Raw genomic sequence first — 25,951 nt, 5'->3', positions numbered from 1 at the left:
ATTTATGGAGGGATAGTTATGATTAAATCGCCTTTAGGTTTTATCTTTGCCGCTGCGGCTATTGTGCTCGCCGTGTCTCCGGAAGCAAGAAAAGCCGCCCGTAAGCTTGCTGTAAAAGGAACGGAAATGTTGCTCGAGGTTGCAGATCAAATAAAAGACCGTACCCCGGCATTTCAAGCCGAAATAAAGGACAATCAGAAGCATGCTGAACAACCGTTGCTGCCGTAATTCCGGGAAATTCAGGCAATACGCTTTCGGATGAATTATAAAAGAACAACGGGGAACAATTTCTCCTATATAGGATTCCAATAAGAAAAAACAATTTAAGGAGAGATTCAGATGCTGCAAGGCGGTTCTTTATACGGAGGTCTTATTACCGGAGGTATATCTCAAATACAGGATACAATGAGCTTGACTAAAGGACAGATGGACAAAAAAGAATTCGCGGTTCAAACGACAGGGAATGTAACGGGAGCATTGGGCGTAATGGCGGGGATTGAATACGGAGCTGTAGTCGGCACTGCGCTTTTACCGGGAGTAGGGACGGTTATCGGAACCGTAATCGGAGGGATTCTGGGAAATAAATTAGGACATACCGTCGGAGTTCAAGCAGGCCATGCGCTTGTTGACAACAAATTCGTAAACAGTATAACGAAATCTGTGGCTGATGTAACGCAATCGGTCACACAATCGGTTGCCAATGTTACGGAATCGGTAACGCAATCGGTTGCCAATACAGCGGAATCGGTAACGGAGTCTGCGGCCAACATAACGAAGCAGGCAACTTAAACGTTTCTATATCCCATGTATCCTTTTGCATTCGGAAAAACACTCGCCGGCTTTTGCCGCGGCGGGTTTTTCTCCATCTTTACAGTGAGAGGAGGAGTAGAAATGGAAAATAAAAGCGATGAAAATAACCCCGGCACTATTGTGTTCCGGCCCAGTGCAACATGGAAACTGTTTCGAAAACTAGGGGCTTTATTATTGAGAAAAAAAGGATAAACCGGGTGGAGGCGCGCTGTGAAAACCGTTGCGGAACGCAAATCTGACATCAACTACATCAATCGCGAAATAAGCTGGCTTCAATTTAACAAGCGCGTTCTTCAAGAGGCTCAAGACGAGAGCACTCCCTTATTGGAACGGACTAAATTTATATCCATTGTTTCAACCAATTTGGATGAGTTTGTAAGCATTAGGGCTGCCGGGATTATCGATAAAATCAAATCGGGCCATAACGATGCGGATTTCACTGGTTTTACCCCGCGGCAATTACTGGAAAACATCATCACGATAATAGAGCAATTGGTTGCTGATCAGTATAAAACCAATGAACGAATTACGGAATTGTTGAGGCAAGAGGGGATTGAGTTTGCCGCTTACCGTGATCTGGAGGCCGGGCAGAAGAAGGAAATCGAAGCCTACTATTTTCAAAAAGTATTTCCTGTGCTTACTCCTTTGGCCATTGACAAAAGTCGTCCTTTTCCATTACTTCGCAGCAAAAGCGTGTATGCGGCCGTTGTTTTAAAACAATCTTCCGATGTAAACGGGAAGGAACTGTTTGTTGCCTTGGTTGAAATCCCGCCTAATTTAACGCGGTATATTGAAGTGCCTGCCGGGATGAAGGGAAACAAACGGCAATATATACTGCTTGAGGATGTAATAAAGGAGTACATTCACACGTTGTTTTCCATGTATACGCCGCTTTCCGTCCATACGTTCCGCTTAACCCGCAATGCCGATTTGGAGGTAAACGAAGAAACCGCAGACGATCTCCTTGATGAAGTAGAGAAGGTATTGCGAACCCGGAAGTGGGGGACGCCGATTCGTCTGGAGGTTGAAAAGGGATTCGATCCGTTTATATTCGATCTGTTAAAGAAAGAACTTGAACTGGATCACAGTATATTTATAACGATCGACGGGCCAGTTGATTTGAGCTATTTAATGATGTTTTCCAATTCCATGCAAGACTACGCGCATCTCAAGTACCCGCGGTTTGAACCTGCCTATCCGGGAGAATTTAAGAATACGGCTGATTTCTTCTCCGTTTTGCAAAAAAAGGATGTGCTTGTATTTCACCCCTACGAGTCATTTGAGGCGGTAAACGATTTTATTTTTCAATCGGCGACGGATCCTTTGGTAATGGCTATTAAGATGACCTTATACCGTGTAAACGGGGATTCGCGAATTATCCGGTTTCTTAGCCGGGCGGCAGAAGCGGGTAAGCAAGTGACGGTTGTTGTCGAACTAAAAGCCCGGTTTGATGAAGCCAGAAATATTGAATGGGCGAAGGAGCTGGAGAAAGCGGGATGCCACGTTGTATACGGACTGGCCGGATTGAAAATCCACGCCAAAATGATTTTGGTAGTCCGCAGGGAAGCGGATGAGCTTAGACGTTACATCCATGTTGCAACCGGAAATTACAATGAAATTTCGGCGCGTATATTTACAGATATAGGTTTGTTTTCCTCTAACCCGGGTATTGGTGAAGATGTGTCCCAACTATTTAACAAAATTACCGGTTTTTCCACTCCGAGCCTTTGGCATTTCCTTAACGCGGCTCCGGAGCATTTAAAACAGCGGTTGTTCAGCCTTTTTCAACGCGAAGCGGAAAATGCCGCATCGGGAAAACCTGCAAAGATCATCGCCAAGATGAACGCATTATCGAATAAAGCTTTAATCGATGAATTATATGCGGCATCCCAGGCTGGAGTCCGTATCGATCTGATTGTTCGCGGCATATGCTGCCTGCGTCCCGGAGTATCCGGTTTAAGCGGCAATATTACCGTGCGCAGCATAGTAGACCGCTTTTTGGAGCATTCCCGGATATTTTATTTTGAGAACGCAGGCGCTCCGCAAGTGTGGATATCCAGCGCGGACTGGATGACCAGAAATATGGACAAGCGCATCGAGCTGATGTGTCCTGTCTTACATGAAGATCATAAATCTAAAGTCATCCAATATTTATTGCTGCTGCTGCAGGATAATGTAAAAGCCCGGCAGCTGCTTCCCGATGGGCAGTACACTATGGCTCACAATGATCTGCCTCCTTGCCGCAGTCAATTTGCAGCGGGCGATGCGATTGTTGAGCTAAATAACGTTGTGGATATTCATGACGGCTATATTGTCCCTTTAACGGCTTCGGTACACGGGGTAGCTCCTTATAACAACGGGTCGAGCTTAGTTCACTGAATGTTGGTCGAGCCTGACTGGTAATGATTGATTAAAGATTGCAACTTATCTAGCAGATGGGGCGCCATATCCAACATTTTATTGTATATATTGGACGAATCTCCAAGACATACCGTTTGAACGCCCGTTTTGCCTATGATTAAAAAAGCAAGCGGTGTTACGGACACGCCTCCTCCCGTACCGCCGCCGAATGACTCACTCAAGTTGTTCCCTCCTGCCGCAAATCCGTAGCTTACTTTACAAACCGGTATGATCAAGGTGCCGTCCGGCGCCGAAACCGGTTGGCCAATCGTTGTATTGACGTTCACCATCTCTTTTAACTGTTCCATCGCCGTTTGGACAAAAGCTTGCAGCGGATGCTCCGACATAAGATTCACCTTCCGCATCATACTTCTTTTATGTCATTGTGGACATGATCGGGTAAGAATAAACGGTCTCTATTCAAAGAGAAGATACTTGCGTACTTTAATCGGGCAGACGAAAGTGAGAAGAGGTTTGAAAAACAAGGGTTTGTTGGCAAATAACGAATGAAGCGGCATGGTAGAAAAGCCGACGCAACCGTAAATATGAAATTTTTATGAATCTTTTGTAAGCGCTATCATTAAACTAGTTATAGGAAAAGAGATGCTGTTCCATACTTGGTAAGGGCATTTTGAGTATTGACACTGGAGAAAAACAAAGGCAATATATTCATCAAATCGCTCCCCCAAGGTGGGATTTGCCGATTTCAAACGATGCAGAAGAAGGGAGAAATGCTGGTGACGATGCAATATGATGGGCTGTATTATCCTTATTATTCCAGAAGAATGGTCCAATATGCAAACCGGGGCATGGTTTCAACTACCCAACCTTTGGCGGCAGAAGCCGGGCTTGAAATGCTTAAGCGGGGAGGGAATGCCATCGATGCCGCCATTGCTACAGCCGCTTGTTTGACAGTTGTTGAACCCAACTCCAATTCCATCGGCGGTGATACATTTGCCTTGGTATGGACGCAAGGCAAGCTGCACGGACTCAATGCAAGCGGACCGTCGCCCGGCTCTATTTCGCTCGATCAAGTGCGGGCGGCCGGTCATGACAAGATGCCGACCTACGGCTTGCTCCCGGTAACGGTTCCCGGAACGCCGGCCTCCTGGGCGGTATTGTCCGAGCGGTTCGGACGGTTGCCCCTGTCGGAGGTGCTGGCCCCGGCCATCCGCTACGCCGAGGAAGGCTTTCCCGTATCCCCAACGATCAGCAGCTACTGGAAGCTGGGCTATCACAACATCAAGGCTCTGAATGATGACGCTTTGTACGGCTCATGGATGGAGGTCTTTGCCCCAGGCGGCCGGACCCCGCACAGCGGCGAGCTCTGGCGCTCATCGGGACATGCCCAAACGCTGCGCTCTATCGCCGACACGAACGCGGAATCGTTTTATCGCGGCGAGCTGGCCGAGCGGATCGATGCTTTTTTCCGGGAGCATGGCGGCTATTTGAGCAAGGAGGATCTAGCGGCGTACAGTCCGGAGTGGATGGAGCCGATTAGCGTGAATTATCGGGGGTACGACGTCTGGGAGATGCCGCCCAACGGACAAGGCCTTATTGCGCTGATGGCGCTAAATATTCTCAAGGGACTAGAGTTCAATGCCAAGGATACGCCGGAAACGCTGCATAAGCAGATAGAAGCCGTAAAGCTGGCGTATGCTGACGGGCTTCGCTACATCACCGATCCCCGAAACATGGAGGTAACGGCGGAGGAACTGCTGTCCGAGAGTTATGCGGCGCAGCGCCGTTCGTTAATTGGCACGGAAGCGCTGATGCCGGCTCCCGGGGAACCGCCGAAGGGCGGGACCGTGTATTTGGCGGCAGCGGACGGGGAAGGCAACATGGTGTCGTTTATTCAAAGCCATTCCGGGGATTTTGGCTCGGGGCTGGTGATCCCAGGCACCGGCATCTGCATGCAGAACCGGGGTGCGGGTTTCTCGCTGGATCCCGATCATCCTAACGTGTTGGCTCCCCGCAAAAAAACGTACCACACCATCATTCCCGGCTTTATCACCAAGGATGATCGGCCGGTGGGCTGCTTCGGCGTGATGTGCGGTTCGATCCAACCGCAGGCGCATGTCCAGGTCGTCATGAATGCGATTGATTTTCACCTGAATCCGCAGGCATCACTGGATGCTCCGAGATGGCGCTGGCTGAGGGAGAAGACGATTGAGGTCGAACCTCAGTTTCCGGACCATCTCGCGCAAGCGCTGGCACGCAAAGGCCATAACGTGCAGCGGGCGCTTGATTCGGGCATGTTCGGACGCGGACAAATTATTTGGCGTGACCCCGAAACCGGTGTGCTGGCAGGAGGCACCGAACCGCGGGCCGACGGCCACGTGGCGGTATGGTAAGCAAATAGCGAACAGGAGGCTAATATGCCGTACGTACTAGGGATCGATGGAGGAGGCAGCAAAACCTATACGGTGGTTACCGACGAGCAGGGCAATCGGCTGGGCCAGGGTGTCTCCGGGCGCAGCAATCATCAAAACTTCGGCGTGGATAAAGCAATGGCGAATATTCGCGAATCGATAGACATCGCGCTCGCGGAAGCGCAGCTGGCGTACGAAGATATCGCTTTTGTGCAATACGGCTTGGCAGGGGCCGACCGGCCCAAAGATTTTGAATTGCTGCTCCCCGCCTTGGGCCAGCTTCCGTTCCGCAGCTGGGATTTGGTCTGCGACACGATGACGGGCTTAAGGGCGGGCAGCCCTAACAATATTGGCGTTGTGCTCGTTTGCGGCAACGGCACCAATGCAGCCGGGCGCAACTGCCAAGGCCAATCGGTGCAGACCGGCGGCCTTGGCCCCTTGTACGGAGACCGAACGAGCGGTCCCGATTTGGCCCGGGAAACGTTCAGCAGCGCAGTCCGTTCATGGGAGCTGCGGGAGCGTCCGTCGCTGCTGACGGACCTTGTACCCCGCTATTTCGGCTTTGCGACGATGGAAGAGCTTGTAAACGACTTTCTCGACCGCGATGTCCAGAAGGTGCCGGGCGAACTGGCGATTGTACTCCATCAGGCGGCGGATGCAGGCGATGAGCTGGCGATTGAACTGCTGCGCGGCTCCGGGAAGGAGCTGGGGCTGGCGGCTAATTCGGTCATCGAGCGCTTGGGCGGGTTCGATGCTTCTGCGACCATACCGATCGTGCTGGTCGGCAGTGTGGTGCAAGAAGGCCGCAACCCCCATTTGCTGCAGGCTTTACGGGAGAAGATTGCGGAGAAACATGCCCATTTCGAGCTGATTGTGCCCAAGCTGTCACCGGTATACGGCTCGGTGTTGCTGGCGATGGATCATCTGAAACTGCCCGTAACGGAGGAGATCATGGATAAATTCATAAGCTACGGAGGGTACAAATCATGAAAAAATCAGGTTTGAAAATTGCCGTTATCGGCGGAGGATCGTCGTACACGCCCGAGCTGGTGGAAGGATTTATCAAGCATTACAAGGAGCTGCCGGTTACGGAGCTGGTGTTGGTCGATGTCGAAGAGGGCAAAGACAAGCTGGAGACGGTGGGCCGTCTGGCAGAGCGGATGATTGCGGCGGCCGGAGTTCCCATCCGGCTCGGCATGACCTTGAACCGGCGGGAAGCCATTGCCGGAGCCGATTTTGTGGCTACGCAAATGCGCATCGGCTTATTGGCGGCACGCTCTCGCGACGAGAAAATTCCGCTCAAGCACGGGCTGATCGGACAGGAAACGACCGGTGCCGGAGGGTTCGCCAAGGCGCTGCGCACTATTCCGGTCATTCTGGATATTTGCAAGGACATGGAGGAGCTCGCGCCTGACGCATTCCTCGTCAATTTCACCAATCCTGCCGGAATCGTCACCGAAGCGGTAATCAAGCATTCGAGCGTCCGTACGGTAGGGCTGTGCAATCTGCCGATCGGTACCCGTATGCAGATTGCGGACATTTACGGCATCGATGCGGCGAGGGTGCAAACCGAAATGGTGGGCATCAATCACTTGAACTGGACGACCCGTATTTGGGTAGACGGCGAAGATATGACCCGCAGCTTCTTGAGCAAAGCGGCGGGATCGAGCGGACTGACGATGAAAAATATTCCTGATTTCGAGTGGGACGATGAGTTTCTGCAAGCGGTTGGCGCATTGCCGTGCAGCTATCACCGGTATTACTACATGCGCAATAAGATGCTCAGCCATATGCAGGAAAAATTTCAGGAGCACGGCACTACGCGGGCGGATGATGTGCTAAGGGTTGAAGAGGAGCTGTTCGAGCTGTATAAGGACAAGGCGCTGACCGTGAAGCCCCCTCAGCTGGAGAAGCGGGGCGGAGCTTTTTACTCCGAAGCTGCGGTCAATCTGATCCGGGCGATTTACAACAACACGGGCAATATCCAGACGGTAAACGTCAAAAACAACGGAGTTTTGCCGTTTCTGCCGGACGACGCCTCGGTCGAAATCAACTGTGTCATCGATGCCGCAGGAGCGCATCCGATTCAGCCTTCAGCTCCGGTTACCGCCCATATGCGAGGTATGCTTCAAGTGGTCAAGGCGTACGAAGAGCTAACGGTGAAGGCTGCAGTCGAAGGCAGCTATGAGGCTGGATTGGAGGCTTTGACCCTGCATCCTTTGGTGGGCGACGCGACTCTCGCCAAAGTGGTGCTGGATGAGATTTTGCAAGAAAATAGGGTGTGGCTGAGTCTATTCCAACAAATTCCAACGCCATCCAAATGAGTTAAAACAGAGCAGCGGTGTCACATTATCTGCGGTAAAAAAGCGAAAATAGCCGGCGATTTGAGATCGCTTGGCTTTTTTCTTTTTTCGGGACACACTAAAGCTGACATAAACATTGAAAAATCAGATTTCAAATGAATACGCTTACTTTAATGTTATAAAAACTAACATAAAATCAAGAAAACAGTCAAAAAAATGGATCCAGTTTAAAAATTTAAACATTTTTATATTTCTATGGGATGGTTAAGCGGATACAAATGAGCTTATAATTGGTATGTGAGGTTTGGTGTTAAGGATAATGACATTGAAAAGGGGAATGGTCTAGTGAAAAACGCGATTCGCAAAACAATGTTGGTTACTGCTTCGGCTGCAATGGCAGCTGCGATTTCAGGCTGTGGAGGTACGGAAGCGCCTGAGCAGGCCAGTGGCAATGGAGGCACTGCCCCGGCAAATGATTCGAAAGAACCCGTAACATTGACCATGGAATACAACTGGTCCAGTCCAAACGTAGACAATTTGATTTACAAGGAGCGGATCAAAAAGTTTTTGGAACTGAATCCCGACATCAAGATTGAAGCCCAGGATGTCCCGTCAGCCCAATACCGCACCAAACTTCGTACAGAAGCGGCGGGCAACAGCTTGCCGGATATGTTTGTCATGTTCCCGAGTGTAGAGATTGAGCCGTACATTGCCGCCGATGTGCTCATGCCGCTTGATGAAATTATGGGCACCTGGAAAGATATATTGCCGCCTCAAGCGCTGGCAGGATACAACGTCAACGGCAAGCAATATGCGGTTCCGACCAAAATGACATTTGTTGACATTATTTATTATCATAAGGATATGTTGGCGAAAGTCGGCTATAATGAGTTCCCTAAAACTTACGAAGATTTCCTCGATCTGGCCAAAAAATTAAAGGATTCCGGTGTTACCCCGCTGGCGATCGGCAATAAAAACAAATGGCCGATGCAATCGACCTTTATGTCGCCAGTAGAAGACCGGATTCTCGGCAGTGATTTCTTGATAAAAGTAAACAAAGGCGAAGCTAAGTTTACCGATCCTGACTATGTCAAAGCTTTAAACGTCATTTCCGATCTCGTGAAGATCGATGCCTTTAATGCGGATATCAACACCATGGATGAAGTTCAGCAGCAAGATTATTTCTTGCAGAAGAAAGCGGCTATGACGATGACCAGTTCCACCATCGATACGAAGTTTAGAGGCGGCAATCCGGATAAAGCGGCTGCCGAAAATATCGGTATCGCCTTGTTTCCGGCGATCAGCGGAGGTAAAGGAGATCCAACGAAGAGCGCGGGTGTTATTCAATACGGTATCAGCTTGAGCAAGAACCTGACCGGCGCTAAGAAGGAAGCGGCTTTCCGGTTCCTGAAATATTTCTACGCGCCTGAATTGTACCAAAACCTGATGAGCAAAGGCATTGTCGTGCCGGCCAAAGTTGAGGCGCCTGCAGACACCAGCCCGTACTTGAAAGAAATGCTGAAGTTGACGCAGAACGGCTCCGCACTCGTGTTTGACGCCGTAATGCAGCCTGCGGTGAAAGATTCGATCGAAAACGGCATTCAAGCTATCATTACGAAACAAAAGACGGCCGAGCAAGTGGCTAAGGAGCTGCAGGAAGCCGTGGATAAATCGAAAAAGTAGTACATGGGAGTATGAGCATTGTTAACGCCAGCATTGTGAATTTGACCGGATTAGGGAGGTTAGGGCATTGAACGTTTCTATCGGAGGCTTCTCCTTTTATCAGCTGCTTAGCTCTGGGGAAATGGACATTTACGGTTATTTGGAAACCGCCCGGCATCGTTTCGGATTAAAGTCCGTCGACTTATGGAACGGCTTCTTCACGGATCGGAGCAACCCTTACTACCCGGTTGCCGATGACGGTGATTTACGGAAAATTAAACGATCCTTGGATGAGAAACAATTGACGGTTGCCAACTTTGCGATTGACCGGGCCCATTTATGGGACCCGGACCCCGGCATCCGGGAGATCCTGCACAAGAATGCGCTGGACTATCTGCGGGCGGCTGAGCTTCTGGGAGCCCGGACGGTGCGGATCGACACAAGTCGCGGACCTGTGGAGCCTTCGGAGGAACAGTTCGAATACACCGTGATGCGGTATAAGGAATACGCGCAGCGAGCGGCGGACTTCGGATACACGATAGGGCCGGAAAATCATACCGGCATATCGCTCGATCCGCATTGGATGAAGCGTCTCGCTGAAGCGGTCGACCATCCGGGTTATGGCGTGCTGCTGCATATCGGACGATGGCAAGACGCGGAGGAGCCTGGTGAACCATTGCTTGCACCTTGGGTGAATCATGTTCATCTGGATGCAGCCAGGTTATCCTCGGAAACAACAGCGGACATCATGCGAATGCTGATGGATCAGGGCTATCAAGGAGACTGGGCTGTTGAATATAACGCCCAGTCTCATCCTTACATTGAGCTGGAATGGGCATTAGCCTCCGCCAAGCGCCTGTTGGCCAAGGCCGGAGCCGCCGGCCCGGAGCAAGGAAACGGAGGACAATAGGGTGCAGCGAATAAGAATCGGCGTCATCGGCGCGGGCATTATCGGAAAAGTGCATTTGCAGGAGTATGCCGGAATTCCCGGCGCTGAAATTGTAGCTGTGTGCGATATCAACGAGCAAGAAGCGCGCTTGTCGGCGGAAAAATTCGGGATTCCGAATGTGTATACGGATTACAAGGAAATGCTGGCAAGAGACGACATCGATGCGGTGGATGTGTGCCTGCACAATAATTTTCATGCTCCTCTTACGATCGCCGCTCTCAGGGCAGGGAAGCATGTTTATTGCGAGAAGCCGATTGCCGGCTCTTATTATGATGGAGTTTCGATGCTGGAGGCAGCCCGCGAATGCGGGAAGAAGCTGCACATTCAGCTCGGAACCTTTTACAAGAAAGAAACTAAAGCCGCTAAGGCACTGATTGAAGACGGACAATTAGGCCGGGTGTTTCATGCACGTTCGAACGGTTTCCGCCGCAGGGGCCGGCCATATGCAGACGGTTTCGGCACCGTGCATTTTACCCGAAAAGCCAGTGCCGGAGGCGGCGCTTTGTTGGATATGGGCGTTTATCATATCGCCCAGATGCTTTATTTGCTTAATGTGACGGAAGTGGAGCGGCTTACTGGAAGAATGATCCAGGAGATGGATATGGACCCGGAACGCCGGCAGATCAGCGGGTTTGACGTAGAAGAGCTGGCGCTGGGCTTCGTTACCTTCAAAGGCGGGGTGACGCTGGATATTTTTGAAGCTTGGGCTGTAAATCTGGGTGGAATTGAAGGCAGCAGCATTGTTGGCTCGAAGGGCGGCATCCGCTTGCCATCGTACCACTCAGGCGAGCAGACAGGGGAATTCAGCTTCCATACGACAGTGGTGGATCTCGACCTGAACAGCACGATTGATCTCAATCGCATGGATGTCCGCTGGCATCGGATGCGGGAAACCGAAGAGGCCTACGATTCCTCGCAGAAGCATTGGATTGCCTCTTTGCAAGGAAGAGTGGAGCTCCTGCCAACGGCGGAAATCGCGCTTGCGACCATGCTGATCAGTGAAGGCTTATATTTATCGGACGCATTGGGGCGCGAAGTCACGGCGGGTGAAATTGCAGCCAAATCCCGATCGCTTGCTGTCAATATGTAACTTAACTGTGAACGGAGGCTGCATATGCATGCATTAAAACGAGCAGGATGGACGGCGTTTTTCGGAATGCTGCCGGCCATGGTGATTTATATCGGAATCGCGCTGGTACCGATCGGCATGTCCTTTTATTATTCGTTCTTCAACTGGGACGGACTGTCTCCGATGAAATTTACCGGATTGGACAACTATGTGATGACCCTGAAGGACGGTATTTTCTGGAAGGGGGTTTCCAACAATATTTTTATGATGGTTACCGGGATTTTCGGCCAATTGCCGGTAGGGCTGTTGTTTGCGCTGCTGCTCAACCGCTCGCTCAGAGGGATCAAAGCCTATCGTTCGGTCCTGTTTATGCCGGTAGTTATTTCAGCGGTTATCGTGTCGATTATTTGGGGCATGGTATTTAAGATTGAATCGGGTTTGCTGAACGGCATGCTTGATTTGATCGGCCTGGATGCTTGGAGGCAGGATTGGCTCGGCAGTCCGAAATTCGGAATGCTTTCCGTCAGTATCACGTACATTTGGCAAAACTACGGATTTTTTATGGTCATTTTTTTAGCGGGCTTGCAAAATATCCCGGAAGAAATCAAGGAAGCCGCCGTTATGGACGGAGCGACCGGATGGAAGCATTTCTGGTATGTTACGCTGCCGATGCTGAAAGAAACGATCTGGGTCACACTGATTTTCGCCATTAGCAATAGTTTCCGCGTATTTGATCTGATTTATGTAATGACGGGCGGAGGTCCGGCTCATAACACCGAGGTCATGACGATTTACATGTACAACAGTGCTTTCCAAAACATGAGTTTCGGCAACGGAAGCGCGGTTTCCATGCTCATTTTATTGTTCAGTCTTATCGCCATTTACGCCGCCAAATTGCTCACACAACGCAACCGATAAGCAACTATGGCGAAAGGAGGCACTATGCAGCTATCACGGGTTAAAACTTCGTCGCTTCATATATTTCTGGCAATTGTCAGTTTGGCGAATGTGCTTCCTATCCTTTGGATGATGATCAATGCCTTTAAGGCCGAAGAAGAGTTTTCGGTCAATCCCATGGGACTTCCGAAAGTGTGGGACTTTAGCAACTTTTCAAAGGCATGGCAGGTCGCCCATCTGGGAACATATTTCTGGAACAGTTTGTACGTAACGATTGCTTCTATTATTTTAACGGTGCTGCTTGGCGCGTTGGCTTCCTATTTTATCGCCAGATTTGAGTTCAAGTGGTCCAAATGGGTATACGGCTTATTCGTGATCGGGATGACCATTCCGATTCATGCTACCCTGGTGCCGATCTTTATATTAATGAAGAAACTCGGAATTTTGAACACACATCTGTCTCTCGTATTGCCGTATACAGCGTTCCATCTTTCGATTACCATCTTCATTCTGGTTGGTTTTATGAAGTCGTTTCCGAAGGATATTGAAGAATCGGCGATCATCGACGGGGCCGGAGCTTACCGGATTTTCTGGTCCATTATTTTGCCGATGACCCGCCCGGCTTTGGCGACTGTCATCATTATCAACTTCATTTATAACTGGAACGAGTTTTTGTTTGCCCTGGTGCTGATCAGTAAAAACGGCCTCAAAACGCTGCCTCTCGGACTTGCCAACTTTGCCGGGACTGAAATGAAATTCCAGACGATGCAGATGGCCGCTTTAACCATGGCGCTGCTGCCTGTGGTGACATTCTATCTGCTGCTGGAGAAACAACTGGTACAGGGGATGACCGCGGGAGCGGTAAAGGGATAACGAATTTCCAGTAGCATCCCGCTAGAACCTTCCTATATGATAGAAGGAAGAAGACGGATACCGGACAACCTGGCTCGTCAGCTCCAGGAATCCGTTAGGGGGAGGCACCAGGCAATGAAGAAGAATCCATTCAGATGGGCAAACATCAACTTGAGAAAAAAATCGGTGGCAATCTTCGTCCTGTTGGTTACGCTCCCATCGCTGCTGGTCGGCTATGCGTTTCTGAACCGGTACGATATTATTTTACGCCAGCAGTTTATCGATTCTACAGAAAAAAATCTGAACACCATTGAGATGAACCTCTATGAAAAGATTAAAACCGTAGGCGATATGACCGATTATATGATTTATCAAAAAGATTTCCGGGGATTTATGCAAACGGTGGAAACGCCGGAGACGCTGGATCAGCTTAATGCCTACCGGGCCTCTATCGAAGGCTTCGTCGCTTTTCAGCTGATGTCCAAAAGCTATATTAAATCGATTACCTTAAAAGGGTTAAACGGCAATACGATGCAGTTGGGCGAGCCGGTCGAGGGGCCGGAGCAGCCCTGGATCGATCTGGCGAAGCAAAACCGGGGCGGGATCGTATGGTCGAATTCTTATCCGCTGTTCAGTCCCTGGTCCGGACCGAAACGCGTAATTTCCTTATTCCGCATTATTAATTCATTTGATGATTTATCGAAAACGGCGGGACTGGTCATTGTCCGGTTGAATGAATCGGAAATTTCCACTTTGCTGAAGGCGGCGGTTCCCGAGCAGCAAGGCTCGATCTTTATTTTGCGGCCGGACGGTACGGTGATGGCAGGTGGGGAAGAGCAGCTTATAGGCAGGCTCTATCCCAATGAAGAACTGCTAAAGACCGTATCCAAGTCTTCGGGCCAAGTTGCGGAAATGGAAATTAACGGAAGCAACTATGTAGTCATTTATAAGAAAATGCGCTCCACCGGTTGGAGCATTGTCACCATGATCAAAGAGAAAACGATGGTCGCGGAAACGAATGGACTGAAGGTTACGCTGCAAATCTTGTTCTTGCTTGTATTTATATTCGGTTTGCTCGCATTAATCGGCTTCGAGCTGACGATTATCCGTCCGATTCTTGAGCTGAAAAAACAAACAAGCCGGTTGAAAATCGGCGATTTCTCAGCCCGTGTGACGGCCCGCTCCCGTGATGAAATCGGGGATTTGGGCCGGCAGTTCAATAACATGGTGTTAACGATCAAGGATTTGATCGACAAGAAATATAAGCTGGAAATTCAGCAAAAGGAGTCCGAGCTGCGTATTCTGCAGAGCCAGATGGACCCACACTTTCTGTACAATACGCTGGATATGATCAGATGGACGGCACGACTGGAGAAGGCGCCGGAAACCAGTCAGCTGATCGAAGCGTTATCCGGGTTTTTCCGGATGAGCTTGAACCGCGAGAAGCAGACGGCGACCTTGGGCGATGAGCTGGAGTTCGTCCGCGCTTACCTGAATTTACAGCAGAAGCGGATGGGCAGCAAGCTGAGCTTCTCGTTGCTGATGGAGGCGAATCTGGAACAGGTTGTACTGCCTAGGCGGCTTATTCAGCCAATGGTTGAAAACAGTATCAAGCATGGCTTCGTCGCCAGACGCCAAGGGATCATCCGTGTCCGCTGCTACCGGAGCCCTCTGGACGAGCTAATTATCGAGGTGGCGGATACAGGAAGCGGATTCGCGGCGGATCGTTTGAATGCCGTCTATAACGCAATTCATGGAAAAGGCCTTGATGAAAGCGTATCAGGGCATGCGCTCAGCAACATTAACGAGCTGATCTCACTTGTTTATGGAAGCGGATTTGGCATTGAATTTCCAACGGAGTACAACCAGGCTGGAGCTTGCGTTCGATTAAGAATTCCAATTCAAACGAACGGTCAGGAGGCCCTATGACTATCAAATTGCTGATTGTAGATGACGAGCCTATCATTTGCCGGGGACTGAGGGAAACGATCCCGTGGGAGACAATCGACGCGGAAGTCACGGGCGAAGCTTCCGACGGAGCGGAAGCGCTGGAACTGATCGACCGATTGCCGGTCGATCTGGTGTTGACGGATATTCATATGGACGGCATGGACGGGATCGCCTTATCCAAGAAGCTGCGGGAGCTTTACCCGCAGATACGGATTATGATCTTGAGCGGGTATGACGATTTCGAATACGCGCGGCAAGCTATCCGCATCGGTGTCGAGGATTACCTGCTGAAGCCGGTCGATGTTGATGAACTGATGGCGATGGTGAAACGTATTGGCGGTGAGTTGACGCAGGAGGCGGAGCGCAACAAGGGGATCGTTCGCGATGGATGGCTCCATTGGCTGAATCACTTGCTGAATAGCGGCGGTGCTTTGTCTGAAGGCATCCGGCCGCCGGCGATTCCAGCTGAAGTGCGCAGCTTCCGGTTTTTGGCAAGCCAGCTGGAGGATTATGCGATCTGGGCCGAAGAGGCTGCGGAGGAAGAACAGCAGACGGTTCGGCAAACCTGGGAACAGTCGGTGCATCATGCACTGACTCAGCTTGGATGTGAAGCCGTATCTTTTTTTCATCATCCGAATTTGCTGATTACGTTGTGCATGGAGGCCAAAGAAAACAACCGGGAGCAGCTGATTGCCGCGTTAAGCGATGCAGCATCGCCGACTGCGGAGAGACCGTGGACCCTTTTTGGCGTATCGGCTGAATTTCACGATTTGAACGGCGCTTATGCTCATTGTGAAGCGGCTATTGCAACCGTTCAGCTCGGCGGCGCGATGGAAGACCGGACCGTATTATTTCAGGAGGAGATAGCCCGGAGGCAAAAACCACAAGCCCTGCTCACATCTGTGGAGATTGAAAAGCAGCTGCTGAACGCGTTGTTCAACGGGAGCATCGGCGAACTTGAAGAGGTGCTGGAGAAATTAATGGCACAATCCAGGGAACGGGAGTATTTGCCGGCGGATATGATCCGGGCCGCCAAAGAGCTGAAGATTGTGATTCGGCGCAGGTTAAGAACAAGCAGTGTTGAGCTGACCGATGAAATCGAAGCCTTATTATCCGGTGATGTCGATCCGTATGCCTGCAACTCGTATCGGGCTCTGGAGGCGCGGATCCGCCGTGAGCTATTGTCGCTGTTTACTCTGATCCAAGCCTCGGTCAACGGGAAAAATCATTGGACGATCGATCGTGTCAAAAAGTACATCGAGGCGCATTACAGCACGGATTTAAAAGCGTCTGAGGTAGCGGCCTGGTTGAAAATTACGCCGAATTATTTCAGCATCGTCTTTAATCAGTCGTTTGGCAAAGGGTTTGCCGAATATTTAAATGAAGTGCGGATCGGGCATGCCAAAGCTTTTCTCAGCGGAACACATGACCGGGTATTCGAAATTGCCGAGAAGGTCGGGTACAACGACTATAAATATTTCTGCTCCATGTTTAAGTCAAATACAGGAGTTACGCCTACACAATACCGCAAGCTTGCGGAAACGACACCGACCTAGGAGCCTGTCCGGTGATTGACTTTCGCGACGAGCGATGGAATGCCGTCCCGTTGGACAGACTTGCTTGTTCGGATAAGGAGATGAAGCGCATCATGGAGGCGGCTTCCGGACTGAAGACGCGGTCATTTGCCGTTATCAAGAGCTTTAACTTTTTTGTTTACGGCGCAATTGCGATTTACTCTTCATTTTTTCCGCTTTATCTAAAAGAGGTCGGGGTACCGTCGCTGCAGATCGGCATGCTGCTCGCCGGGGGGCCGTTTATTGCCATACTGGCCAATCCTTTCTGGGGATACTGGAGCGATCGGTGGCGTAATATCAAGCTGGTTCTGATTGTGCTGCTGATAGGCAATGCGGTTGTTATGCAATCCGTCTTTTTGGGAGTTACGGGCACCTTGCTGTTCGTGCTAATGCTGGTCTACTTTTTTTTCCAAAGCCCCTTGTTTTCACAAAGCAGCAGTCTGATTCTGGATACGATTGAACATACGGGCCGGCGATTCGGAGAGTTTCGGGTCTGGGGGTCGCTGGGTTGGGCGATGATGGCTGCAGCGGCGGGGCCGATACTCAGTTTTCTGGGGATTGAGCGGTTTTGGGTCGTATACAGCGTGCTGATGCTGATTGCTATAGCCATAGCCTTCGTTCTTCCACGGGGCAAACCGCGGCCGAAAGCGGACGTGCAGCGAGGCGGTTATATGCGGATTTTTGCGAACAGGCAATTTGTCGCTTTTCTTGTCATCAGCGTTTTAATTTCCGTTCCGAACGGGATGAATTTGACGTTTATGCCGATTTACATTTCCGATTTGGGGGGAAAGGAAGGGCTGGTCGGGCTGGCGGCCTTTTTAACGTCCATCTTTGAAATTCCGGTTTTTCTGCTGTTTGACCGGCTGCTGCCCAAAAATAACCGGACGATGATTTTATGTCTGGCCGTGGTCAGCTTGCTGTATGCAGGCAGATGGCTGCTGATGTCACTGGCGACCTCGCCGTATGAGGTGGTCGGCATTCAAGTTCTTAACGGGGTCACGTTTGGCGGCTACTATTATATCGGCACGCAGTTGACCTTTAAGTTGGTTCCGATGGAATACCGGGCTTCGGGTCAGGCGTTATATGCGCTTAGTTGGGGCGGCTTGTCCGGAATTATAGCCGGCATTGCCGGCGGCTGGGTGTTCCAAAATTTGGGTGCAGTGGCCATGTACCAGTTTGGTTCGATATTGGCCTTGATGGGGCTGGCAGGGTTTTTGGGCGTTTTTGCGCTTATGAAACGGAGCGCGTCTGCTGACATGAATTTAGATGAAAAGTAATAACATGAAGAGGAATGCAACACGGTTCAAATACGATACATTCCCAGGAGGCGTAATAACGGTGAATAAACTAAAAGTTGGCGTCATTGGCTCAGGCTCTATTTCCACCATGCATCTGGATTTGTACGCAAACAATCCGGAGGTTGAACTCGTTGCAATATGTGATATGAACCGCGCGCGTGCTGAGGAAAAAGCGGCCAAATACGCGATTCCCCATGTATATGCGGATGTCCGCGAGCTGTTGGCCAATACCGAGGTAGAGGCGGTCAGCATCTGCACCTGGAACAATACTCATGCCGAGTTCAGCATTGCGGCGCTCGATGCGGGCAAGCATGTGCTGTGCGAAAAGCCGCTCTGTCAGACGGTAGAGCAGGCGCTGCAGGTTGAGGAGGCGGTTCGCCGCAGCGGCAAGGTATTCCAGGTCGGCTTCGTACGCCGTTACGGCCAGACGACGCAGATGCTGCGCAAGTTTATCGACTCCGGTGACCTGGGCGACATTTATTATGCCAAAGCCAGTTGTTTGCGGCGTTTAGGCAACCCTGGCGGTTGGTTTTCCGATAAGGAGCGGTCTGGCGGCGGTCCTTTGATCGATTTGGGCGTACACGTGATCGATTTGTGCTGGTATCTGATGGGGCGGCCGAAGGTGGTATCGGTGTCGGGCAATACCTATAACAAGCTGGGTAACCGGGCGAATGTAAAGCATTTATCGTTTTATCAGGCCGCAGACTACGAAGCTTCCAACAATGATGTCGAGGATTTGGCCAATGCCTTGATCCGGTTTGAAAATGGCGCTTCCTTGATGGTGGATGTCAGCTTTACTCTCCATGCGGTTAAAAACGAGCTTTCCATCTCGGTACATGGCACCAAGGGCGGTGCTCAGGTCGAACCGGAACTGCAGATCGCTACGGAGAAGCATGATATGATGCTCAACTTGCTGCCGCAGGCCGATAAGCTGACGTTCGATTTTGTCGCTGGTTTTCAAAATGAAATCAACCATTTTACCGGCTCCTGCTTAGGCCGTTTGGAGACGCTTAGCCCGGTGGAAGACGGCGTTGAAATGATGAAGATGCTGTGCGCGGTTTATGAATCGGCTGCTCTAGGTCAAGAAATTCGGTTTGACGGTAAGTAAGCGTTATAATTAAGAGAGGGAGGGTGTCTGATGAAGCTGACGAATAAGGTTGGTGTTATGGTAGATAGCTTTGGTATCGGCGTCCGGGAAGGTTTGCTGAAAGCGCGTGAGGTTGGAGCGGACGGCGTACAGATCTATGCCGTTAGCGGAGAAATGGACCCGCAGAATTTGAACGCAACCGCCCGGCGCGAATTAAAACAATATATTGAAGGTTTAGGCCTGGAGGTATCCGCCTTGTGCGGCGATTTAGGCGGCCACGGTTTCCAGGACCGCAAGGCCAATCCTGAGAAGATTGAGACATCCAAGCGGATTCTGGACCTTGCACTCGAGCTTGGAACCCAGGTTGTGACGACTCACATCGGTATTATCCCGGACGATCCCGGCAGTGAAGTCTACGATGCGCTGCAATCGGCCTGCGAGGAGCTGGGGCAATATGCGAAGAGCATGGGGTCTTATTTTGCCATCGAAACAGGGCCGGAGCCTGCCGCCCATCTCAAAGCTTTTCTGGATACGCTCAGCACAAACGGCGTGTCCGTCAATTTTGATCCGGCCAACATGGTCATGGTGACCGGGGACGATCCCGTCAACGGAGTCTATTTGTTGAAGGATTATATCGTCCACACCCATGTGAAGGACGGAATCCGTCTGCGTGAAGTTGATCCGCGGATCGTGTACGGCGCGCTTGGCTTTGACCCGATGGCTCATGAGCATATCGCCCAAATGGCCGCTGGCGGCGACAGCTTCCGCGAAGTGCCGCTTGGGAAGGGCCGGGTTGATTTCGACCGCTATTTCGCGGCTTTACAGGAAATTGAATACGGCGGGTATCTGACCGTTGAAAGAGAAGTGGGTGAACAGCCGGAGGCAGATATCCGCAAGGCTGTTCAATTTATACGCGCATATAAATGATAATGAAGCCGGGAAAGGAGGATTTGAAGTGAAGACGAGTTTAAGCGTGTGGAGCTGCCATAAATATTTTTATGATCAAACCTGGAAAAACATAGATTTCATCCGGTTTGCCGGACAACATACGCGTGCCGAGGGGATTGAGCTGCTGCATCGCTTCTGGTACTCCGATGTCGAGAGCCGGAATGAAATTGAGCAGGCGCTTCAACAGGAAGGGCTTGAGGCTGCCTGCGTAGGCGCAAGCAACAACTTTGCTTTGCCGGATGCGTCCGGACGTGCCGAGCAGCTTCGTCATATTACGGAGTCGGTCGATATTGCAGCCGGATTCGGAGCGAAGACGGTGCGCGTGTTCTCAGGCAACCGCCAGGAAGGGGTTAATTTTGAAGCGGCGCGCGGCTGGATCGTGGAAGGCTTGAAAGCGGCGGCGGATTATGCCGGAAGCCGTGGAGTAGTGCTCTGTCTTGAAAATCACGGCTTGTTTGCCGGAAAGTCGGCACAGGTGCTGGACATTATCCGGGATGTGAATTCAGAGGCCCTGCGCAGCACGTTTGACATGGGCAATTTCCTGCTTGTTGACGAGCAGCCGGCAAACGCGCTGTCTGCCTTGCTTCCCGTTGTTGCCCATGTTCATGCCAAAGATTTTGTGCGGGTGCCGGAAGGCTTTGCAGGCGAAACCTATACCGCTCTGAGCGGCGGCCGGTATGCAGGCAAAGTGCTTGGAGAGGGCGGCGTAGATGTGAAGGGGCTGTTGTCACAGCTGCATACCGGCGGTTATGCCGATTGGGTAACCGTGGAGTATGAAGGCAATGATGAGCAGAAGCTTGGCTCCATCCAGTCGGTAGAGTATGTCAAACAAGTTTTGGAGTCAATCAAGTAGACCAATTAGCAGAGGAGATCGGACATGCGGGAAACTCCATGCCTTGTAATCGATGTTACGAAGATGAACGCCAATATCAAGACGATGGCCGAAGCTGTGCGGCAACGCGGCGTAACCCTTCGGCCCCATATAAAAACACATAAGACCCCATCTATCGCCAAAGCTCAGCTGGATGCCGGGGCCATAGGTATTACCGTAGCCAAAGTTTCAGAAGCCGAAGTGATGGCGGCACATGGCATTGACAATATTTTTATAGCCTATCCGCTTATTGCGGCTTCCAAAATCGAAAGAGCGGTGAAGCTCAGCCAGCAGATTCAACTGGTTGTCGGCGTCGACAGCGATGAAGGGGCACGCCGCCTGTCGGAAGCGGCCGGGCGGCTCGGACATGAGCTGCAAGTAAGGCTGGAGATTGACACAGGGCTGCAGCGGACGGGCATCCCCTACGACCAGGCTGTCGCATTGGCCGGCCGGATTCATGCACTCCCGCATCTGAAGCTGACGGGAATCTTCACTTTCCGTGGGGCGCTGCTTGATGGCAAACCGACGATGGACCTGGAGCGGGCGGGCCGGGAGGAAGGCGAGCTGATGGTTCGTCTTGCCGGGCTGATGCGGGCGGAAGGTATTCCGATCGCCGATGTGAGCGTCGGTTCTTCACCGACAGGTTTATATGCCGCTCAAGTGGAGGGGGTGACGGAAGTCCGTCCGGGAACTTATGTGTTTTACGACCGGATGCAGGCCGCGTTTGGCGTTTGTTCGCTGGAGGATTGCGCAGGCGTCATTGAAGCGACGGTGATCAGCCGCCCTTCGGAGCATTACGCCGTCATTGACGGCGGCAGCAAGACGTTTGCTACCGATGTTCAGCCGGGAACGGGCCCGCTGCAGTTGAAGGGCTTCGGCCATATTCTCGAAGCGCCGGACGCTGTGCTGGAACGGCTTTCCGAAGAGCATGGCGTCATCCGCCTGGAGCCCCATCATGCGCTGAAGGTCGGCGACCGTGTACGGATTATTCCGAACCACATTTGCAGCACATTAAATTTGCATAATTACTTTTATTTTATTGATGGCGAGCAGTCGGAGAAGGTGCCGGTATTGGCGCGCGGCATGCTGGAGTAGACGTAGACGGAGATTGGCGGAATACGGAAATCATGGGCAGGCTGAATGAGAGGAATGTCGCCAGGGAAGGGGAGACTGAACTTCAATGCTGGACTTAATTGTTAAAAATGGTAAAATCGTTGATGGGACGGGGAATCCATGGTTTTACGGCGATGTCGGGGTGGCGGACGGTGTTATCGCCGCCGTCGGGCAGCTGGATGTGGAAGCTCATCGTGTCATTGACGCGCGAAAACGCGTTATCTCGCCCGGGTTTATCGATGGGCATTGTCATTCCGATCTTATGATTTTGGATTATCCGCATAGCGAAATCAAGCTTAGACAAGGCGTCACAACAGAAGTCATCGGCAACTGCGGCTTGGCTCCGGCGCCGTTGATTCCAAGCCGTGCAGAGATGCTGCAGACGTATATTCAGCCGGTGCTGGGATCGACAAGCTGGAAATGGCCGTGGGAGACTGTCGGCGAGTATATGGCGCATTTGGCCGGTTCCCGCCCATCCGAGCATGTGGCGACTTACGTGGCTCATGGCGCACTGCGCATTGCCGCTATGGGCTTCGAAAACCGGCCGGCGACTTCGGCCGAGCTGAACCGCATGAAGCAGCTGCTGGAAGAAGGGCTACTAGCGGGTGCAATCGGCTTCTCGATCGGGCTGCTGTACGCCCCGGGCAGCTATACCTCGAAGGAAGAGCTGGCGGAGCTTTGCCGGGTGCTGCCCAAGTATAACGGACTTTTCTCTACGCATATCCGCGGGGAGGGCAACAATCTGATCGCTTCCGTCAAGGAGGTGATCTGGATTGCCGAGGTCAGCGGCGTGTCGCTGCATATCAGTCATCTAAAGGCTGCCGGTAAACGCAACTGGGGGAAAGCGCTGGAGGCGCTGGAGCTGATTGAAGACGCCAGGTCGCGGGGATTGGACGTTACTTGCGACGTCTATCCGTATTCCGCAGGCTCGACCACACTCACCACCGTGCTGCCGCCATGGACTTTGGAGGGCGGCATCAGCAGCACGCTGGAACGTTTCCGCGATCCGTCCTTGCGTCGGCGCGTTAAGGAGGAGCTTGGCCGGGAACAGACCGAATGGGATAATCTCGTCTGCTCTACCGGCTGGGAGGCGGTTGTCGTTTCCTCCGTCCGCCGACCCGAGAATGCCGGTCTCGAAGGCAAATCGATTAAGGAAATTAGCGAAGAGCGCAGCCAGCATCCGGTTGATTGCGTGATGGACTTACTTCTGGAAGAAGCTGGACAGGTGTCGATCGTTTACTTCCATATGGCCGACAGCGATGTCGAGCAGGTTGTAGGCTGGGAGAAATCGCTGATTGCCTCCGATAGCCTGCATTGCGAAACCGGCAAGCCGCATCCGCGGTTATACGGCTCTTTCCCGCGCTTGTTTTCACGATATGTGCGCGAGAAAAAAACGTTGTCACTGGAGCAGGCGGTGCGCAAAGTGACCTCCTTCCCTGTGCAGCGGTTTAAGCTGGGCAAACGCGGGCTAATCCTGCCGGGATATGCGGCGGATCTGGCTTTGTTCGATCCGGAAACCATTCAGGATAACGCGACCTTCCAAGAGCCGCGCCAGTATCCGGACGGCATCTCGCATGTGATTGTGAACGGCAAGGTGACCCTGGATGACGGGGAGCATACGCAGGCGCGCGAAGGAACGCTCATTCGTGCCGTTCACTGCTGCGGCAACGGACATCATCATCATTAATAATAATTCGATACGATAAGGAGATTTGACCATGTCCATCATTGAAACCCGTTTGAAAGAATTGAATATCGAGCTGCCTCCGGTTGGAGAGCCGCGTTTTGCCTATATCCCCTGCAACCGGACCGACAATTTGCTTTATTTATCCGGACAGGACTGCCGCATTAACGGAGTGCTGATGCATGAAGGCAAGGTCGGCAGCGATCTCACGATCGAGCAGGGACAGGAAGCGGCCCGTCAAGTTATTATCAATTGTCTGGCAGTGATGAAAGATTACCTCGGCGATCTGGACCGTGTCGTAAAAATCGTAAAGCTGCTCGGCTTTGTGAACAGCGCGCCGGGTTTCGGAGACCAGCCTTATGTAATGAATGGAGCTTCGAACCTGTTGATTGAAGTGTTTGGCGAAAACGGCAGGCATGCGCGTTCCGCCATTGGCACCAGCGATTTGCCGTTCCACACACCGGTTGAAATCGAACTGATCGTTGAAATCCGGGATTAGGAAGTCGCCGGTTCGTAAGATGATAAGAAGAGGCAGGTGCACTTACGGAAACGATAGTTGAATCACCAGCAAATAAGCCGTCGTCGATTACTTCGGCGGCTTTTCGTTTTTATAATATAATTCTGATCCATAGACCTTGGATAAAAGGATAACAGTTATGCACCGCGGCGCATTTTTCGCCGATAGATCGGTTAAGCTGAACCATACCATAAGTGACGGCGAAAAATAGGGGGTGTGCATAGACTTCAATATCCCTAGCTCAACACAAACATCATGAGGCCGCCTCGGGATAGATCGGGCGGCCTCATTAAGCTAAAGGCTATAATATTACATAGGATAAATGGAAGGGTTTTCCCATTTACATATCGAATTTACATTTAAATGGGCTATAATTTTTAAACCCTAATAGAAATAAGAATATAGCATGGACATGGAGAGATGATTGATGTTAGGTTAACAGCCGGAAATATGAATTTCATCTCATGGAGAAATTGGAGATTTTTAAAATGTAGAAGGAGGATCGTGTGACATGAAAATCGGTTTGAGCACGTACAGCTTGCTTCCTGCCATTAAAGCTGGAGAAATGTCCGTACTTGACGTGATTCAGTGGATTGCAGACAACGGTGGGGAGCATATGGAAATCGTCCCCTACGGGTTTACACTGGTGGACAATCCGGAACTGGCGGATTCCGTCCGCGAGAGAGCAAAATCGGTGGGAATCGAACTGTCCAACTATTCGATGCCGGCCAATTTCGTTCAAGGTACGGAGGAGGCTTTTGAGGCGGAAGTTGCACGAGTCAAGCAGCATGTCGATCTGGTGGCCCGTTTGGGCATGAAGCATATGCGGCATGATGTGACGGCCTTTACGATTAGGCCGGAACAGATGACAATCGGTTGGTTTGAAAATAGCCTTCCGCATATCGTGCAGGGCAGCAGGCTAATCGCCGATTATGCGGCTCGATACGGGATTACAACTACCATTGAAAATCACGGTTTTAGCGTCCAAGCGAGTGACCGTGTACAGCGCGTGCTGTTGGCTGTAGACCGGCCCAACTTCAAGACTACGTTAGATGTCGGCAATTTCATGTGCGTGGATGAATCGTCCATTATTGGGGTTAAGAAAAATTTGCCTTATGCCTCGTTAATTCATTTTAAAGATTTTTATTTTCGTCCGTACGATCAGCCTCCGGGAGGCGGAGATTGGTTCAGAACGGCTCATGGCAATTATTTGAGAGGCGCCATTATCGGTCACGGGGATATCGACATTCGCAGAGTCGTTAAACTAATCAAAGAGTCAGGCTACAACGGGTATGCGACCATCGAGTTTGAAGGAATGGAAGAGTGCAGGCTCGGCTCAAAGATTGGCATGGACAATTTACGCCGATTTTGGGAAGAAGACAAAGTAAGAGTGACAGTTCTTTGAGCTACATATCAAAATGTTTTTAAAAATCATCATATAAAAGATAAAGGACTTCAAGATCATTTGAAATTAGAATGTAGTACGCTATCGGAAAAGAAGATAAGACGCGGTTGCCAGCATGTATCGGCAGCCGCGTTGCGCGAACGGTCAGATTTGCTTAACGAATAATCTCCAAATATACGGCAAAATAATC

22 protein-coding genes are annotated in these 25,951 nt (G+C 51.1%); 21 read left to right on the top strand and 1 reads right to left on the bottom strand.

Features of this window, described 5'->3' with window-relative positions:
* Nucleotides 1-18 precede the first annotated feature (18 nt).
* From E1757_RS28660 to ppk1, 3 genes are all read left to right on the top strand, one after another.
* Nucleotides 19-228, top strand: coding sequence for a hypothetical protein (locus E1757_RS28660; protein WP_133234662.1), 210 nt, complete (start codon nucleotides 19-21; stop codon nucleotides 226-228).
* Nucleotides 229-411: 183 nt separating this feature from the next.
* Nucleotides 412-789 carry a hypothetical protein gene (locus E1757_RS28655; RefSeq protein ID WP_246079610.1) on the top strand — a complete coding sequence of 126 codons (378 nt, stop codon included), beginning with the start codon at nucleotides 412-414 and terminating at the stop codon, nucleotides 787-789.
* Between the two features lie 231 nt (nucleotides 790-1,020).
* Entirely contained in the window at nucleotides 1,021-3,189 is a 2,169-nt protein-coding gene (gene ppk1, locus E1757_RS28650; RefSeq protein ID WP_133234660.1) for a polyphosphate kinase 1, read from the top strand.
* Here the strand turns inward: ppk1 and ytfJ are convergent.
* A complete protein-coding gene (gene ytfJ, locus E1757_RS28645; protein WP_133234658.1) occupies nucleotides 3,183-3,557 on the bottom strand; it encodes a GerW family sporulation protein in 375 nt (124 codons plus the stop codon). The genes ppk1 and ytfJ overlap by 7 nt on opposite strands.
* Nucleotides 3,558-3,953: 396 nt before the next feature.
* Here ytfJ and E1757_RS28640 point away from each other — a divergent pair, with 396 nt between their 5' ends.
* The 18 genes from E1757_RS28640 to E1757_RS28555 all read left to right on the top strand — a co-directional run bounded on the left by E1757_RS28640 (nucleotide 3,954) and on the right by E1757_RS28555 (nucleotide 25,761).
* Nucleotides 3,954-5,564, top strand: a complete 1,611-nt coding sequence (locus E1757_RS28640) for a gamma-glutamyltransferase family protein (RefSeq protein ID WP_133234714.1) — start codon at nucleotides 3,954-3,956, stop codon at nucleotides 5,562-5,564.
* 24 nt (nucleotides 5,565-5,588) lie between these two features.
* Nucleotides 5,589-6,572 (top strand): N-acetylglucosamine kinase, encoded by a 984-nt coding sequence (locus E1757_RS28635; protein WP_133234656.1) that lies wholly within the window; start codon nucleotides 5,589-5,591, stop codon nucleotides 6,570-6,572.
* The gene (locus tag E1757_RS28630) at nucleotides 6,569-7,906 is read left to right on the top strand and encodes a 6-phospho-beta-glucosidase (protein WP_133234654.1); all 1,338 of its coding nucleotides are present in this window, start codon (nucleotides 6,569-6,571) and stop codon (nucleotides 7,904-7,906) included. Before E1757_RS28635 ends, E1757_RS28630 begins: the two co-directional genes overlap by 4 nt.
* A gap of 324 nt (nucleotides 7,907-8,230) precedes the next feature.
* On the top strand, nucleotides 8,231-9,568 hold the full coding sequence (locus tag E1757_RS28625) for an extracellular solute-binding protein (RefSeq protein WP_133234652.1): 1,338 nt from the start codon (nucleotides 8,231-8,233) through the stop codon (nucleotides 9,566-9,568).
* A 67-nt stretch (nucleotides 9,569-9,635) separates the two neighbouring features.
* Nucleotides 9,636-10,457, top strand: a complete 822-nt coding sequence (locus E1757_RS28620) for a sugar phosphate isomerase/epimerase family protein (protein ID WP_133234650.1) — start codon at nucleotides 9,636-9,638, stop codon at nucleotides 10,455-10,457.
* 1 nt (nucleotide 10,458) lies between these two features.
* Nucleotides 10,459-11,586 (top strand): Gfo/Idh/MocA family protein, encoded by a 1,128-nt coding sequence (locus E1757_RS28615; RefSeq protein ID WP_133234648.1) that lies wholly within the window; start codon nucleotides 10,459-10,461, stop codon nucleotides 11,584-11,586.
* A gap of 24 nt (nucleotides 11,587-11,610) precedes the next feature.
* A complete protein-coding gene (locus E1757_RS28610) occupies nucleotides 11,611-12,483 on the top strand; it encodes a carbohydrate ABC transporter permease (RefSeq protein ID WP_133234646.1) in 873 nt (290 codons plus the stop codon).
* A 24-nt stretch (nucleotides 12,484-12,507) separates the two neighbouring features.
* On the top strand, nucleotides 12,508-13,335 hold the full coding sequence (locus E1757_RS28605; protein WP_133234644.1) for a carbohydrate ABC transporter permease: 828 nt from the start codon (nucleotides 12,508-12,510) through the stop codon (nucleotides 13,333-13,335).
* 114 nt (nucleotides 13,336-13,449) lie between these two features.
* Nucleotides 13,450-15,243 carry a sensor histidine kinase gene (locus E1757_RS28600; protein ID WP_165972328.1) on the top strand — a complete coding sequence of 598 codons (1,794 nt, stop codon included), beginning with the start codon at nucleotides 13,450-13,452 and terminating at the stop codon, nucleotides 15,241-15,243.
* A complete protein-coding gene (locus tag E1757_RS28595) occupies nucleotides 15,240-16,820 on the top strand; it encodes a response regulator transcription factor (RefSeq protein WP_133234640.1) in 1,581 nt (526 codons plus the stop codon). The genes E1757_RS28600 and E1757_RS28595 overlap by 4 nt, the downstream gene beginning before the upstream one ends.
* 11 nt (nucleotides 16,821-16,831) lie before the next feature.
* On the top strand, nucleotides 16,832-18,115 hold the full coding sequence (locus E1757_RS28590) for an MFS transporter (RefSeq protein ID WP_246079609.1): 1,284 nt from the start codon (nucleotides 16,832-16,834) through the stop codon (nucleotides 18,113-18,115).
* 61 nt (nucleotides 18,116-18,176) lie between these two features.
* Nucleotides 18,177-19,244: a Gfo/Idh/MocA family protein gene (locus tag E1757_RS28585; RefSeq protein ID WP_133234638.1), complete on the top strand. Its 1,068-nt coding sequence runs from the start codon at nucleotides 18,177-18,179 to the stop codon at nucleotides 19,242-19,244.
* A 30-nt stretch (nucleotides 19,245-19,274) separates the two neighbouring features.
* Nucleotides 19,275-20,150: a sugar phosphate isomerase/epimerase family protein gene (locus E1757_RS28580; RefSeq protein WP_133234636.1), complete on the top strand. Its 876-nt coding sequence runs from the start codon at nucleotides 19,275-19,277 to the stop codon at nucleotides 20,148-20,150.
* A gap of 28 nt (nucleotides 20,151-20,178) precedes the next feature.
* A complete protein-coding gene (locus tag E1757_RS28575; protein WP_133234634.1) occupies nucleotides 20,179-21,024 on the top strand; it encodes a sugar phosphate isomerase/epimerase family protein in 846 nt (281 codons plus the stop codon).
* 24 nt (nucleotides 21,025-21,048) lie between these two features.
* On the top strand, nucleotides 21,049-22,137 hold the full coding sequence (locus tag E1757_RS28570) for an alanine racemase (protein WP_133234632.1): 1,089 nt from the start codon (nucleotides 21,049-21,051) through the stop codon (nucleotides 22,135-22,137).
* A gap of 85 nt (nucleotides 22,138-22,222) precedes the next feature.
* Complete coding sequence (locus tag E1757_RS28565; protein WP_133234630.1) at nucleotides 22,223-23,842, top strand: N-acyl-D-amino-acid deacylase family protein; 1,620 nt, start codon at nucleotides 22,223-22,225, stop codon at nucleotides 23,840-23,842.
* 31 nt (nucleotides 23,843-23,873) lie between these two features.
* Nucleotides 23,874-24,338 carry a RidA family protein gene (locus E1757_RS28560; protein ID WP_133234628.1) on the top strand — a complete coding sequence of 155 codons (465 nt, stop codon included), beginning with the start codon at nucleotides 23,874-23,876 and terminating at the stop codon, nucleotides 24,336-24,338.
* 529 nt (nucleotides 24,339-24,867) lie between these two features.
* A complete protein-coding gene (locus E1757_RS28555) occupies nucleotides 24,868-25,761 on the top strand; it encodes a sugar phosphate isomerase/epimerase family protein (protein ID WP_133234626.1) in 894 nt (297 codons plus the stop codon).
* The last annotated feature ends 190 nt before the right edge of the window (nucleotides 25,762-25,951 follow it).

This window comes from Paenibacillus piri (assembly GCF_004354045.1).
Lineage (GTDB): Bacteria > Bacillota > Bacilli > Paenibacillales > NBRC-103111 > Paenibacillus_S > Paenibacillus_S piri.
Note: the sequence above shows the minus strand (reverse complement) of the source record. Positions and strands in the feature narration are given on the sequence as shown.